Origin of the sequence: Tenacibaculum finnmarkense (assembly GCF_900239185.1) — a bacterium.
Taxonomy (GTDB): domain Bacteria; phylum Bacteroidota; class Bacteroidia; order Flavobacteriales; family Flavobacteriaceae; genus Polaribacter; species Polaribacter finnmarkensis.
Genome location: NZ_OENA01000058.1, coordinates 37,502 through 53,482, shown reverse-complemented (window position 1 = coordinate 53,482; position 15,981 = coordinate 37,502). Strand labels below are relative to the sequence as shown.

Annotated in this window: 8 protein-coding genes (1 of these 8 running past the window's edge); 3 read left to right on the top strand and 5 right to left on the bottom strand. The window is 30.9% G+C overall.

Going from position 1 to position 15,981, the window contains the following annotated elements; all coding sequences use genetic code 11:
- Window positions 1–62: 62 nt before the first annotated feature.
- Entirely contained in the window at window positions 63–2,165 is a 2,103-nt protein-coding gene (locus AQ1689_RS08000; protein ID WP_101955747.1) for a coiled-coil domain-containing protein, read from the bottom strand.
- 445 nt (window positions 2,166–2,610) lie between these two features.
- Complete coding sequence (locus AQ1689_RS07995) at window positions 2,611–8,112, bottom strand: alpha-2-macroglobulin family protein (protein ID WP_101955746.1); 5,502 nt, start codon at window positions 8,110–8,112, stop codon at window positions 2,611–2,613.
- A 211-nt stretch (window positions 8,113–8,323) separates the two neighbouring features.
- Between AQ1689_RS07995 and miaE the strand changes: the two genes are divergently transcribed.
- The 3 genes from miaE to AQ1689_RS07980 all read left to right on the top strand — a co-directional run bounded on the left by miaE (window position 8,324) and on the right by AQ1689_RS07980 (window position 9,953).
- The gene (miaE, locus tag AQ1689_RS07990; RefSeq protein WP_101955745.1) at window positions 8,324–8,905 is read left to right on the top strand and encodes a tRNA-(ms[2]io[6]A)-hydroxylase; all 582 of its coding nucleotides are present in this window, start codon (window positions 8,324–8,326) and stop codon (window positions 8,903–8,905) included.
- 5 nt (window positions 8,906–8,910) lie between these two features.
- Window positions 8,911–9,348, top strand: coding sequence for a DUF4268 domain-containing protein (locus AQ1689_RS07985; protein WP_058884911.1), 438 nt, complete (start codon window positions 8,911–8,913; stop codon window positions 9,346–9,348).
- Window positions 9,349–9,461: 113 nt separating this feature from the next.
- Complete coding sequence (locus AQ1689_RS07980) at window positions 9,462–9,953, top strand: CAP domain-containing protein (RefSeq protein ID WP_101955744.1); 492 nt, start codon at window positions 9,462–9,464, stop codon at window positions 9,951–9,953.
- 67 nt (window positions 9,954–10,020) lie between these two features.
- On the opposite strand, the gene AQ1689_RS07975 is transcribed toward AQ1689_RS07980, so the two are convergent.
- The 3 genes in view from AQ1689_RS07975 to AQ1689_RS13305 are tightly spaced (at most 10 nt apart) and all read right to left on the bottom strand, a layout consistent with a single transcriptional unit that may run on beyond the window.
- Window positions 10,021–11,907 carry an OmpA family protein gene (locus AQ1689_RS07975; protein WP_101955743.1) on the bottom strand — a complete coding sequence of 629 codons (1,887 nt, stop codon included), beginning with the start codon at window positions 11,905–11,907 and terminating at the stop codon, window positions 10,021–10,023.
- A gap of 10 nt (window positions 11,908–11,917) precedes the next feature.
- The gene (locus tag AQ1689_RS07970; protein WP_101955742.1) at window positions 11,918–12,853 is read right to left on the bottom strand and encodes a PorP/SprF family type IX secretion system membrane protein; all 936 of its coding nucleotides are present in this window, start codon (window positions 12,851–12,853) and stop codon (window positions 11,918–11,920) included.
- A gap of 10 nt (window positions 12,854–12,863) precedes the next feature.
- Window positions 12,864–15,981 carry the final stretch of an HYR-like domain-containing protein gene (locus tag AQ1689_RS13305; RefSeq protein WP_101955741.1) on the bottom strand. It continues 4,811 nt past the right edge of the window, so 3,118 of the gene's 7,929 nt are visible here — the last part of the coding sequence; its start codon lies off the right edge, out of view; it ends in the stop codon at window positions 12,864–12,866.

Sequence of the window (15,981 nt, the reverse complement as noted above, 5' to 3'; positions counted from 1 at the left end):
TTTTGAGTTAAAAGTACCCAAGGTAAAACTTGGGTACTATTGTGTTTACCTTAAAGAAAATATTATGCTGATAATGCTGATTCCATTAAAGCCTTATACATTTCTGCAGATTTTTTAAGTTTTTCAATTTTAACTTCTAAAACAGCAATTCCTTCTTCTAAATCAGCAATGTCTTCTGCTCTTTGATCAGTAAGATCTGTTTTTCCTTTTTTAATCTGCTCAATACGGTGCTTAATAACTTCAATTTTATCAGTTACCTCTAAAACTGCTACTTTTTGAGTTTTAATTTGACCTTTAATTTGCTCCATACGATCGTCATAATCATCACCTGAATATTCGTTTGCCTCTAATTCTAGCTCTAACCCATTGAAATAAACGATATCTCCTTGAAGATTGTCCATTTTTTCTTTGTTAACTGTAACCTCTAATTCTAAAGCTGTTACCTTGTCTTTTAAAGCTTGGTATTCTGCTAATTTAGTGGTGTCAATTAATGCTTCTAAACGTGTAATTTCAGTGTTACACTTTACAACATTTTGCTGTGCTTGTGTTAATTGATTTTCTGCGCTTAAAATATTATTTTCTAAAGATATTACAGCTTCTAAAGAAGTTACAACATCCCTAGCTGTATAATAATCTTTTCTTGCTTTATCATTAGCTGTTCTAGCAGTTGCTAAATTACCACTTAATGCAGTTGCATCAAATTCTGCTAATTCTAATTCATACTCAGCTACTTCTGATTCAGCAGTAGTTAACCATGATTCATTATTGCTCAAGTTTGTTTCAGCACCTGCTAAAGCTTGTTGTGCTTCATTAAATACTTCTGTATTTGTTTTTGTTTGGTCATCTTGCTCAACGTTAAAAAACTCACCAACAGTAGGATCATTATATTCATCAGTAACAACACCGCCATTATTTACAACCTCTGAATATGAAGTATATGCTGTTGTACCGAAAACAACCTCGTTATTATCGTTGCTGATAACTTTATAATAGGTAGCTGATGAACCATCATTTGCAATACCTGCTTTACCATCATAACCATTACCAGTAATTACATCATCAGATGGGTTTGCATCAAACTTTAATTTAGCTGCTTTGTATTCTGCTTCTAAAGAAGTTATAGAGTTCTTTAAAGACTCAATGGTCGTTTTATAAGAAGCTATATAACTTTTTTTATTTGCAATATTATTGATAAGATCGCTATAGTTTGAAGAAAACCACATTGCTTCTTCATAAGCTTCTCTTGTTTGATCATAAAGAGCCTTCGCCGCTGTTTTGTTACTTAAAGCAACTTCATAAGTTACTGCTGTTCCTCCTGTTAACTCGGTTAATTCTTCTTGAGTTTCCGTTAAACTTTCTTTAGTATCTGCTATATTTACATTAGCAGCTTCTATTTGTCTTTTATAAGAATTTAATAAATATTTTTCAGTTTGATAATCATTTAAGTTATCACTATAGTCACCAAATGCAGATAATTCAGTCTCGTTAATTTCTTTAATTCTAGCAGTTTTTTCTTTGTTCGTTGCTTTTAAAGCATCTATTGCTTTTTGAATTTCAAGAACCTGAGCACCAATAGTTGTAGGGTCAGATAAAACAGCTTCTAATAAAGCTAACTTATCAGTTTCTTTTAATAAATCGCTTTCTAATTCTAAAACATCTAATTCGTAGCCTTTGATTGCGTTATCTTGATTAAAAACATCAACAACGTCAGCTTTTAACTTTACTAATTGACGATTTTGCTTCGCTAATTTAGCTTCTGCGCTAATAATTAATCCTTTTTCAGCAAAAAACTTCCCTAAATAATCTCTAACAGCTTCCGATTTAATATCTTCTACCTGTGCTTTTAAGGTTGCTAAAGCAGTGATGTGTTTTTGGTTTGCTAATTCAAGAGCATTTTGTGCAGTTGCAATTGCTAATTCATTTTGCGCTAATTCAGCAGCATTTGAATTTTCTTTACTTTTTACTTCTAGTAACGCCAAAGCTAATTTTGCTTTTGCCATTTCTAATTCCGCTGTTTTTAAGGTTTTTCTAGCAGCAAGTAATTCCGCATGACCTTTGTAAATAGCTTCTACCTCACTAGACATTTCCTCTTTAACACAAGATGTTGTTAATCCTAAGGTACCTGCTAATAATACGGCAAGCGTAAATTTTCCAAAATTTTTCATTCTTTTTCTTTTTATTATTTATTTGTAATTATTTATACACAATTTTTTAAGTGAAAAACAACAGAATAACCCCCAAGTTTTGAAGAATTTTTTAAAAATCTTCTCTTAGATAAATGGCAATAATATTGTAACAAATTGAAAAATAAATTTTTTAGCAATTTTTTATTTTTTCACTGTTTAGAAAGCAATTTCTAGTTCAAAGGTATATAAATATTCCTGATTACAAGCTTTTTAATATAAAATTATTAAAATTTTAACATAACTTTAACTAACTTGTCTTGTTTAATCACCTGAAAAAAGAGCTAGAACCCCTTGCAACAAAGAGAAAACCGCCTTATATATTGATTTAAAGCAAACTAGACTAAATAACAATGCACAAAAAACAGCGCTATCAATAGTGATAACGCTGTTTTTAAGAAATAATATGAATTAAACAATGCTTTTTTTACTTAACAACCTCAACCCAGTTTCCTTTTGTTCTGGCTATATAATCATTATCATACATTGCTTCCACTTGTACTCCTGGCAAATAATACCTTCCTAAATACGATGCATTTAACAACACACTAAACGTTTTAGTTTCATGTTCTTTTAGCGTAAAATAATTACTAATACTCGCATCACGAATATCTGTAAAATCTACTTTTGAAGAAGTTGTATTATTTCCAAAATCAGTAAAACGAGTATTTACAATTTCCCAACCTGACGGAATATATTGCGTTAAAGCAACATTTTTCACCTTATCATTTGTCATATTTTTTACAGTAACCTCAGCTATAAAATTTGTTCCTTGCGATAAATTATCTGATGCAATCGTAGTACCTTCTTTTGTTTTATAACGAACTGTTGTTTCTAAATTATTTTGAAACACTTTTTCTTCTCCAACAGGTAAAATCCCTTTATTAAAAACACGCACATACAATACCCCGTTACTTTTATTAGAAATAGCAACTGTATTTTCTTTTTCAACGCCTTTTAAATCTTCAATAAATAAGGCTTTAGAAGTCGTTACATTTGCTGATTTTTTATTTAAAGCATAACTTGCATTAATACCTGTATTTCCGCCATTTTGCAAAGCATATTTACTCATTGCTAATAAACTATACGCAGTCGTTTGTGTGCTCATCCATTTTTCACCAGATAAATTTTCGGCAATTTCTTTGGCTAATTTAATAGCTTTCGACTCTTCATTTAACAAGATATAAGTATCTAATGACATGGCTTTATTACGAGTTTGAGAACCATAATTTGAATAACGTCGTTTACTATAATCATTTGTTGTTAACTTGCTTAAAATCCCTTTTGCAATTGATTTTTTACCGATTAACGCATAGGCACTTGCCAATCGCATTTTTGCTTCGTTAGAAGTACCACTTGTTTCACGCAAACGATTCATTGACGCAATATCAGCACTATTTGCCAAACTCAACGTATATAATCGATATGCCTGTGATAAAGAATTATTTCCGTAATAAGAATTATTTCGCCAATTACGTGCTTCTTGTTTTTGATAACGAATCCATTTCGATTTAAAACCGATAGGTAACGCATATCCTTTTTTAGATGCTTCTATCATAAAATGACCTGCATACGAAGTTCCCCAACTATTTGCTGTACTATTTCCTTGCCAATAAGACAAACCTCCATTTGATATTTGAAAACCTGATAATCGCTGAATAGTCGCTTTTATATTTCTTTGAATATCTTGTTTTTTTTCTTCGGATAATTCAAAAATTTCGGCTAAATACAACTGAGGAAATGCGCTAGAAGTAGTTTGCTCTACACAACCGTGCGGATATTGAATTAAATATGCCATACGTTTGGTAAAATTCATTGGTGGCAAGGTCGAAAACTCTACACTTGCACTATTTGTTCCAGAAGTTCCAAAAGCTGTAAAATTAAGTTCGCTTTTTTCGTTCGATTTCAATACTAAATCTTTTACTTCCGTAGTTACAGGATTCGGATTCAACACATCAATTTCTACTTCGTAGGATGCTTTTTCTCTTCCTGAAACGGCATCAATTTTAACTTTTCCGATTCCTTTAAAATCGTTTACTTTTAAGGTAAAATATGCCATTTTTTCATCTGGCTCATTAAATGCTATGGTTTGTGTATTATCTCCTGCAATAGTAAATGATTCATTTTTTTGTACTGTTACTTTTACTTTTTTAACAGATGGCAACATTGCAAATACTGTAACAGGTAAGGTTACTGTTTCTTGTGGGGTAATTTTACGAGGTAATGATGCTAAAATCATCACAGGTTTACGTACAAACGCTGTTTTTTCAGCACTTCCGTAGGCATCATTTGTAGCATTTGTAGCAACTACCATAGCACGAACAGAACCGATATACTTCGGAATTTTAATTTTATGTGTTTGACCAGCGCCTTGTTCTAAATTAAAAGGACCTAAATAAGTAACCATCGGTTTAAAACGATTGGCTTTTTTATTTTTACTTCCAGCTTCCGATTCATCACCTCCAATACTTAAAATCTGATTTACTTTTCCGCCATAAGCACCGATAACATCATCAAAAACATCCCAAGTTTTTACACCTAATGATTGACGTGCATAAAAAGTATTCCACGGATTTGGAGTTTTAAAACGTGTTAAATCTAATAATCCATCATCAACCAAAGCAATTGTGTACGTCATTGCTTTACCGTTTTTCTCGCTTACATTTATTTCAGCTATTGATTCAGGTCTTAATTCATCCGCTAATTCAATTACAGGTTCTAATTTTGTTACAGGATTATTAACCAACATCGGTATAGAACCATACATACGAATTGGTAAATCGTTAACAGTTTGACTGTGTTTCTGTAATAATGAAATATTTACAAATACATTTGGCGTATAATTTGCCAATACAGGAAAATTAAATGCTGTTTGTTTAGCTGTTGTTTCTACCCAAAAATGATCTAAAACTTGTGTACCGTTTTCAATGGTAATTAAAGCTCTTCCTCCTTCTGAAGATGGAAATTTTACGGTAGCGGTTTCATTTACTTCATACGTTTCTTTATCCGTAGAAAAAACCAACATAGTTGCATTCGTTTTATCTTGATTTCCTTTTTTCTTACCATACCAAGATGGCCAATCAAAATAAGCAATATTTGAAGTAACGTGTTTACTTTTCTTATCGATTACTTTTATCAAATAGCGCCCCCAATCATTTTCGCTTATTTTTAAATCGAAAGAACCCTTTCCGTTAGCATTTGTTTTTACTCGCAGTGTTTTATAAGTATTATGATGACGTGTTCCATCGTAATTAGAAAGTCCGTTATCCGAAGTACTCCACCACCAACGCCAAGATATTTTATATACTTTTACTTCTAAATTATTTGCGACTCCTACGCCATTTTCATTTACAGATGCTACGTTAAACGTATATTTTTCATCCGTAAATAAATAATTTTTAGATTGTTGTTCTTCGGCATTTAACAATCCTACATAGGTTTTATAAGGCGATACTTTTGTAGAAAACACATCGGTACTAAAATCACCACCATTTTCATAAACTTTGGTGATAAAACTAGCCTTTAACATTCCTGGAGCTTTATTTTCTAAACTTGGTTTTACAGAAAAACTGGTTTCTCCATCATTATTTAAAGTTCCTTTTAACACCTTAAATTCTTCAGTTCCAAAATGTCTAGTAACATCATCAAAATTATAATTTTTAAATTTCGAAAACTCCGTTTTTATCTGTCTAAACTTCCCGTTGATATCTAATTTTAAATTTCTAGCAATCGCACCATGTAACCATTTTACTTCAATATCTCCATCAATATCAGTATCAGCTTTAATAAAATCATCCGCTGTATTTAATTTAATTTTTAAACGATTTGGTTTGATGGTTTCAATTTTAAGTGTTTTATTAAAAACCGCACCTCCAACGCTTACTCTTAATTTCCAATTTCCAGTAATTGCATCTTGATTGGTTTTCGGAGCATACCCATATACATTATTTGTATTTTTATAAAGTACTTTTCGTTGAGTAATTTTTCCTTGCGGATTAATCAATTCAAATTTAATTGGATGTTTTTCGGGTATCGGATTGGCATTATCATTCAAAACAAAGGTTAAAAATAAGTTGTCACCAGGTCGCCAAACACCACGTTCACCATAAATATAGCCTTTAATTCCTTTTTGAAGCTTCGTTCCTGAAACATCAAACTTACTCATTGACAAGGCATTTCCATCATTTAACTTTAGATACGTTGTGTTTTTATCCTTAGTAATTACCGCAAAAAAAGCATCATTTTTGATAGCATCAAAAACAACAACACCATCAGAATTTGTAGTTGCCGTAATAATTGATTGTTGCTGTAAATTATACAACGTTACCGTAGCATCTGAAACAGGTTCGGTAGTTCGTAAATCGGTTACGGCAATAAAAGTAGTTCCGTTATTTCCTTTTTTAACAATCGCTCCTAAATTGGTTGCTAAAATATTGGTACTTCTTTTTTTATAATAATAATAAGATGTTTTACACGGATCTTCTCTGTCATCCCATCGGTAATTATAATAATCATCATTGTCGTAATAACTCGCTGTATTATATTTTTTAGTAGCTACTTCTTTTTTACCATAAATAATAGTAGTGTCATTTGTTTTTTCATCACAAGAATAATTTGAATATTGATGATTAAATGAAAATTCCACACGATACATTGCGCCATTTTCTATTGATAAAATTTCTGATAAATCAATTGCAAAAGCATTTTCTTTGGTTAAATCAACACCTTTATTTGTTAAATTAACCGTGTATTTAGCTTCAGGACGCGCTACATAACGCAAATTACTTTGATTGTTTAAATTGTTTTGCTGTAAAAATTGTAATACATTATTTTTATAAATTTTATAAACAGCCACATCTACTGCTCTTAAATTAACGGCTTTAAAATTAATTTTTAAATTATCTGAATTAGGAATAATAGTTCCACTTTTGATAAAACTCAAAGAAGGTTTTAATTGCTGAAAATGCAACGTTTGACTATATCCATTTTTTAAAGCAAATCCTTCGGTATTTTTAATTCCTTTAAAAACCTGTAAATCTACTTTATTTTTAAAGGAACTCTTCGGATAAATAGTTACAATATTATTTTTCACTTTATAAGTAAATCTTCTTTTTTGAGTGTTTTTAAAAGCGATTAATCCATCTAAATTTTGCGATTTTTTTATAGGATCAGAAAAACTAACTTCGATATGTTGTTTATCTGTGTCAACAACTTCAACACTTAAAACCTTAAAATTATTTTTACCTGTAATTGTTAAAGTACGTTCTCCTTTTGAACTAGAATTAATACTATTTCCATCCCAAACAACAGTTATATCGCTGTCTTCTTCAAGTCTTTTTAAATTTTTTATCTTAAAAAAAGCTTCAGAAACAAGTGCTTCCGAAGTTTCAAAATTCATTGAAATATCCGCATTATTATATTTTGCTTTTACTAATTCTGATAATTTATCCGAAGCAATAACATCGCTTATATTTACCACACCTTCTATGGCATACACATCTTTACTCGAAACAATAGGCGATGATAATGTTACATTAAAAAGTAATTCTTTGGTTTTTACTTTTGCTGTGAAGTTTTTTAAATCATCAGGAACTCCATCATATAATTTTGATAAATGAAGTGTTACAGCATATTCTGTATTACTTTTTAATTTTTCTAAGGGAAGAAAGACTATTTTATTTCCATCTAACAACACCTTCCCTTTTACCTTCGGATTTACCGTAATAACGGCATCGCTAATTGTAGTAATTTTGGGTGTTTTTTTAAGCATAAACTGAAAATCGGCAACTGAAGAAATCATTTCCTCAGGAAAAACGGCTACATATTCACTGTAATTATTGCTATCACTTTGTGTGATATGCTCTTTTTTACAGCTATTGATAAAAAACACCAATAGCGTTACTGCAATTATTTTTGCAATTTTTTTCATAACATATTTTTTTTTGAAGTACCTCAAAGTTACAAATTATAAAAAACTAAAACTGTTAAATTTATGTGTTTTACAAGCAAATAAGAGGGTGTTTATTACTACAATAATTTCTTTGTTTTTTTAAATAAACACTACATATAATTACCGCTTATATTTAATAATCCTTAGTTTTGCAAATTATTTATCATACATATCAAAGATAATTTACATCATGTTAGGATTACAATTTGAAACCGAAACCTCTTGGGCAGATATTGCTAAAGATAACTTACAGCAAATATTAACAGACCATGCTTTTTTAGAACAAAAGGCAGCTTCTAATGCGGTGTCTTTAATTATTAATTATTCCGAAGAAACAGAACTTGTACAAAGTATGAGTGAAATTGCGATTGAAGAAATGGAGCATTTTAAAATGGTGCATGATTTTATGGTAAAACGAGGAATGGTTTTAGGACGTGAGCAGAAAAACGATTATGCAATTCGTTTGCAAAAATTTTTCACAAAAACAAAAGACAGAACCAATGCTTTAGTACAACGTTTATTAATTGCAGCGTTAATTGAAGCAAGAAGTTGTGAGCGTTTTAAAGTGTTTTCTGAAAATATGGAAGATCAAGAGTTATCTAAATTTTATAAAGATTTAATGATTTCAGAAGCAAACCATTATACGATCTTTTTAGGTTTTGCTCGTAAATATCAAGATAAAGAAATTGTAGATAAAAAATGGAACGATTTAGTTAATTTTGAAGCCGAAATGATGAAAAGTAGAGGTTCTGAAGCAAAAATACACGGATAAACAGCATGTTTAGTAAAGAAGAATCAGCAGCAATACGCCAAGAATTTTGGACAAGTTTTGGGAAATCTTTTCCAAGAAAATGGTTATTATACAATACAAAAATAAAAGGATTCGCTTTTAAATTTCAAGGGGATCGTAAAACAGCATCGGTTTGTTTAGATTTTGAACATCTTGATGAAGTAGCCAATGAATTATTATACGACAAGTTATTATCTCTAAAAAATATTTTAGAAACAGAATATTTACCAGAAGTTATTTATCACGAAAATTTTGAATTAGATAACAGAAAAATTATTCGTCGTATCTATGTTCCTTATGATAAAAAATTTAGCATTCACAATAAAAACACTTGGCAAGAATGTTACGAATTTTATGTAGCTACCATGGATCAGTTTGAACTATTCTTTTATGAATATGAAGACATTATTAGAGACGCTATTTAATGTTATCTTTTTATTAACAATTTTTATTGTTTTTTTTTATCATTGTTTCATCATTGTTTTATCATTGTTTTAATGTATATTAAGGTGTTATTAATCCCCTAATATCACTTAAAATGAATAACCACCCCCTATGGTTAGCAATAGTGTTTTACACACTAATTTTAACCGCTTGCTCTTCTAACAACGACAACATAAAGTCAAAACAGTTAGATACTTATGATGAAATAAATGCAAAAACGATTGAAATAGAAATTTTAAATCAAGTAAATAATTATAGAATTAATAAAGGGTTTTCACTTTTAGAAAAATCAGAAGCTATTAAGTTTCAATCAAAAAAACACACGGATTATATGATTGATAAAAATATCGTTTCTCATGATTTTTTTAACCTACGCAAACAATACTTGAATAAAAATATAAATGCAATAAATGTTGCTGAAAATGTTGCTTACGGATATTCTTCTGCCAAATCAGTAGTAAACGCTTGGATTAGAAGCGATGGTCACCGAAAAAACATGGAAGGGAATTTCACTCATTTTGATGTTAGCGCCGAAAAAAATCCGAAAGGAAAATGGTATTTCACCAATATATTTGTGAAAAAATAATTAATAAAAAACCTATAAACGTATTTTAACAATTAGACTACGTTTATAGGTCTTTAACTTTACATTACTACTTATAATTATTTATAATAATAAATTTTGAATGCCTATTTTCTTGATGTTCTTCTTCTGTACAAATAGCATTATTAATACATTTATTAACTAATTTTTTTTCTCCAAAACCAATAGCACTCTCTATTCTTGAAGGATCTATATCTCGTGATAAAATATAATCTCTTGTTGATTTTGCTCTTTTATCTGATAAGGTTTCATTATAATCATCATCTCCTCTACTATCAGTATGCGCTTCAATTTTAATAATCATTTTAGGATGATTTTTTAAGACTTTAACAACATATTCTAACTCAAATGCTGCATCGGGACGTATAGTTGATTTATCAAAATCAAAAAATATTGGGCTTATTACTATTTCTTTATCTATAATTAAAGGTGTTAAATATAAATTTGCAACGATTTCTTTATTTCTAGTATTTGTTGTTGTTGTTTTTTTAAAATCTGCTTTATAATCTTTCTTTGACCCTCTTAAAGCATATTTTTTATTACAATCTACTTCGAATGAATAAGCTCCGTCTAAACCTGTAATACTCTTTTTAATTACTTTTCTTTTATTATTTATTAATTCAACTAAAGTATTTGTTAAAATACTATCTGTTTTAACATTAAAAGTTTTTCCTTTAATTAATTGCTTACATTTATAAGATTCAAAACTATAAATATCATCATGCCCTTTTCCTTTAGGTCTATTAGAAGAAAAGTAACCCGTTTTATTATCTTTATTTATAAAAAAACAAAAATCATCATACCTACTATTAAATGGAGCTCCCATATTAGTAACCTCCGATGAATTATTTTTTAACAAATTAGATTTAAAAATATCTAAGAATCCTAAATTTTGATATCCATCCGAGGAAAAATAAAACACATATTGTTTTGATACAAATGGAAACATTTCTCGACCACTTGTGTTAATATTTTCGCCCATATTTACAGGCGCTCCATAAGAACCATTATCTAAAATAGCAGTTTTATAAATATCTGTTAAACCATAACCTCCAGGTCTATCTGAAGTAAAATATAACGTTTTATCATCAGGGCTTAAAGCTGGATGACCACTTGAATATACGTCATCATTTATAGACAATTCTTTGATATTACTCCAACTACCATTAATTAAAGTTGCTTTGAATATTTTTAAATGTGACGTTCCTTTTTTATCATAATCTAACTTATCTCTTCTCGTTAAATTGTTTCTTGTAAAATACATTGTTTTACCATCATTTGTAATAGCAATATTCGATTCATGAAAACTTGTATTTACTTCTGATGATTTTATAGGAATGACATTTTTTATTTTTTTATATTCTTTAGAAGTACTGTCTATAGTGGCTTCATATAAATCTAAATAAGGCTCATTATTCCACTTATAAACCCTTCCTTTTTTATTTTTGGTTGATGCGAATATAAATTTGTTATTATGTACATAAGCCCCAAAATCAGAATTTCTAGTGTTTATTGCTAAATTAATAACTTTTACAGAATCTTTATTTAATGTTTTTAGATTTTCATATGTTATTTTTGTTGCTCCTTGCTTATTGTTTGGTAACTTTTTTAACCATTGATCTGCTTTTTTATAACTCCCTGCACTTCTTAAAGACTGTGCGTACTTATAGATCGTTTCATTACTTAAACCTTTGTCCGTTTTAGCTGCTAAATTATACCACTTCGTGGCTTTTTCTGAATTTGAATTATTATAATAGCAATCTCCTAAACGGGTTAAAATATAAGTACTGCTATCTCCTTTTTTAACTGTTTTTTCATAAAACTCAGCAGCTTTAATATATGCGTAGTTTTCAAAAAATTTATCGGCAATTTTTTTTTGAGAGAAAGAAGAAATAACTAAAAAAAATAATAGTAAAAATGTAATTTTTGTTTTCATATATATACGCTTAAAAATATCGTGGTGACCTTACTCTTTTAGAATTATTTAACTCATACATTAACAATGCCTCATGAGTACCATTTGAAAATTGATTTATATCAGATAGTGGGTATTCATAAGCATATCCTATTCGAAATTTTTTTGATATTTGAAAATCTACCAAAGCACCTAAAGCCGCCGTGTATTCATTAAATCGATACGACCCTCCTAACCAAAATTTATTATTGAAAAGAAAATTTGCTGTTACATCGTACGACAAAGGCGCTCCACGGGTTCCTTTTATTAACGTTGCCGGTTTAAATTTCACATTATTATTTAATTCAAAAACATACCCACCTGTTAAATAATAACTTCTTTTATCAACAACACCATAATTAACGCCATCAACTGTTAAATCGTTATGATCTACATTTAATAATTTTGGAACAGACAAACCTACATACCATTTTTCTGTATGTAAAAACAAACCACTACCAATATTAGGCTCCCATCGATTCTTTACACCACTAATTGCAGGGTCTAAACCTTCTGCAATTAGTAACTCATCATCTAAATTATATTGTGTAAAACCCGCTTTTAAGCCGAAAGCTAATTTCAAATCATAATTTAATTGAACAGTATATGAAAAATCGCCATATAAATAGGTAAATTTTTCATACCCTAATTTATCATTTATAAATGACAATCCTACACCTACCTTTTCATTTCGCAATGGCGCATTAACCGATAATGTTTGAGTTTCTGCACCTTTTCCAAAACCTGCCCATTGACTTCTATGTAACCCCACAGCACTTAACGCCCCTCTACTTCCGGCATATGCCGGATTTACAGAAATGGTATTATACATATATTGTGTAAACTGAGGCGATTGTTGTCCTTGTATATTAAAAATAGATACAATAAACATACTAACTGTATATAATAATTTTTTGTTATAATTCATAGCTTATATATTACTTGGTTGCTAAATAAATTGCGCCTGTAAATGGCTTTAATCCACTATTTTCTAATAGTACGATATAATAATAAGTTCCCGCTGGTAACCGCTCTGCACTCCCAAAGGTTAATCCTTCTGAAACTCCATTCCAATTATTGGCATAGTTATTCGATTTATAAACTCTTGCTCCCCAACGATTAAATATTTTCACATTTACCCTAAACCCACACGATTCCGCTCCAGTTACTTTAAAATACTGATTCCATGAATCACCGTTTGGTGTTACCGCTTTTGATATTTTAATATCATCCTGCCCACATGGCAAAACAGTACATTGATCATTTATATTTATAACAACTCGAGTAACTGATGTGCAAAATTCATTAAACGTTGTGTAATCGAAAGTATAATTACCTAAAGACAGATTTAGAGGATCAAAAATCCCAGCTACTGAAAGCGATACCCCATCTCCTTTAACAAGAGTCCATTTACCTTCAGATGATATATTGTTTTCAACCAAGTAATCGTTTAAGTTAATCTCGCCATCATCAATACATTTCGAATCTGTAATTTCAGTTATATTTTGCTTCACCGTAACACTTATATTCTGTGTAAAATTAGCCACATTACCACAAAGATCAATTGCTGTCCAATTTCTTGTAATTACATAATCATTATCAGACCCATCAAAAGTATTATACTCTTCAAATGCTACCTGAATATTATTACTCGAACAATTATCGATAAATTCAAGAGTTGGAATTTCAGGGATTTCATCACAGCTTACATTAATATCATTAATATCTGTTACTAATTCTGGTGCATCATTATCTACAACCTTAATCTGTTGGGTATAACTAGAAATATTACCTGCACAATCTTTAAGATTCCATGTTCTGGTGATTCTATATTCTGAATCACACTGATCGGCTATTCTCGTTACATTTTGAGTATATACTAATTCTAAATCAGAAGAAAGACTACAATTATCTGATACTGATAAAACAGCAACTTCAGGTATCTCGTCACAACTCACTGTTATATTCTGAGGTAACTCACCGGTAAAAGTGGGTTTGATATTATCTTCAACTGTAATTATTTGGTCTTTTTGGGTTGAATTTCCACAAGAATCTGTCAAATTCCAAGTTCTTGTGATGGTTTTAGTTCCTTCGCAAGTTCCGGCTTTTTCAACATCAGTAAAAGTTGCTTTTAATCCTGTTGAACAATTGTCAGCTTCATCAGAAACAACGCCGGTTTTTGCTACAGATACATCAAAAACACAGTTCGCATCCGTCGAAATTGTGATGTCTTTTGGAGCGGTAAATGTTGGTTTGATATTATCTTCAACCGTAATTATTTGGTCTTTTTGAGTTGAATTTCCGCAAGAATCTGTCAAATTCCAAGTTCTTGTGATGGTTTTAGTTCCTTCGCAAATTCCAGCTTTTTCAATATCAGTAAATGTTGCTTTTAATCCTGTTGAGCAATTGTCAGCTTCATCAGAAACAACGCCGGTTTTTCCTACAGATACATCAAAAACACAGTTCGCATCCGTCGAAATTGTGATGTCATCTGGCGCTGTAAAAGTTGGTTTTATTGTGTCTTCAACTGTTATTATTTGGTCTTTTTGGGTTGAATTTCCGCAAGAATCTGTCAAATTCCAAGTTCTTGTGATGGTTTTAGTTCCTTCGCAAGTTCCTGCTTTTTCAACATCGGTAAATGTTGCTTTTAATCCTGTTGAGCAATTATCAGCTTCATCAGAAACAACGCCGGTTTTTCCTACGGATACATCAAAAACACAGTTCGCATCCGTCGAAATTGTGATGTCTTTTGGCGCTGTAAAAGTGGGTTTGATATTATCTTCAATCGTAATTATTTGGTCTTTTTGGGTTGAATTCCCGCAAGAATCTGTCAAATTCCAAGTTCTTGTGATGGTTTTAGCCCCTTCACAAGTTCCGGCTTTTTCAACATCGGTAAAAGTTGCTTTTAATCCTCTTGAGCAATTGTCAGCTTCATCAGAAACAACGCCGGTTTTTCCTACAGATACATCAAAAACACAGTTCGCATCCGTAGAAATTGTAATGTCTTTTGGAGCGGTAAATGTTGGTTTGATACTATCTTCAACTGTAATTATTTGGTCTTTTTGGATTGAATTTCCGCAAGAATCTGTCAAATTCCAAGTTCTTGTGATGGTTTTAGCTCCTTCACAAGTTCCGGTTTTTTCAACATCAGTAAATGTTGCTTTTAATCCTGTTGAACAATTGTCAGATTCATCAGAAACAACGCCGGTTTTTCCTACAGATACATCAAAATCACAGTTCGCATCCGTCGAAATTGTGATGTCTTTTGGAGTGCTAAATGTTGGTTTTATATTATCTTCAACTGTTATTATTTGGTCTTTTTGGGTTGAATTTCCGCAAGAATCTGTCAAATTCCAAGTTCTTGTGATGGTTTTAGTTCCTTCGCAAATTCCAGCTTTTTCAATATCAGTAAATGTTGCTTTTAATCCTGTTGAGCAATTGTCAGCTTCATCAGAAACAACGCCGGTTTTTCCTACAGATACATCAAAAACACAGTTCGCATCCGTCGAAATTGTGATGTCATCTGGCGCGGTAAAAGTGGGTTTAATACTATCTTTAACTGTAATTATTTGGTCTTTTTGGGTTGAATTCCCGCAAGAATCTGTCAAATTCCAAGTTCTTGTGATGGTTTTAGTTCCTTCGCAAGTTCCTGCTTTTTCAACATCAGTAAATGTTGCTTTTAATCCTGTTGAGCAATTGTCAGCTTCATCAGAAACAACGCCGGTTTTTGCTACAGATACATCAAAAGCACAATTCGCATCTGTCGAAATTGTGATGTCATTTGGAGCGGTAAATGTTGGTTTTATTGTGTCTTCAATCGTGATTATTTGGTCTTTTTGGGTTGAATTTCCGCAAGAATCTGTCAAATTCCAAGTTCTTGTGATTATTTTTTCGCCTTCGCAAGTTCCGGCTTTTTCAACATCAGTAAAAGTTGCTTTTAATCCTGTTGAACAATTATCAGCTTCATCAGAAACAACGCCGGTTTTTCCTACAGATACATCAAAAGTACAGTTCGCATCCGTCGAAATTGTAATATTATCTGGCGCTGTAAAAGTG

Coding starts and splice junctions, on each gene's coding strand:
- AQ1689_RS08000 (WP_101955747.1), bottom strand. CDS start 2,165: ATGAAAAATTTTGGAAAATTTACGCTTGCCGTATTATTAGCAGGTACC.
- AQ1689_RS07975 (WP_101955743.1), bottom strand. CDS start 11,907: ATGAAAACAAAAATTACATTTTTACTATTATTTTTTTTAGTTATTTCT.
- miaE (WP_101955745.1), top strand. CDS start 8,324: ATGTTAGGATTACAATTTGAAACCGAAACCTCTTGGGCAGATATTGCT.
- AQ1689_RS07985 (WP_058884911.1), top strand. CDS start 8,911: ATGTTTAGTAAAGAAGAATCAGCAGCAATACGCCAAGAATTTTGGACA.
- AQ1689_RS07995 (WP_101955746.1), bottom strand. CDS start 8,112: ATGAAAAAAATTGCAAAAATAATTGCAGTAACGCTATTGGTGTTTTTT.
- AQ1689_RS07970 (WP_101955742.1), bottom strand. CDS start 12,853: ATGAATTATAACAAAAAATTATTATATACAGTTAGTATGTTTATTGTA.
- AQ1689_RS07980 (WP_101955744.1), top strand. CDS start 9,462: ATGAATAACCACCCCCTATGGTTAGCAATAGTGTTTTACACACTAATT.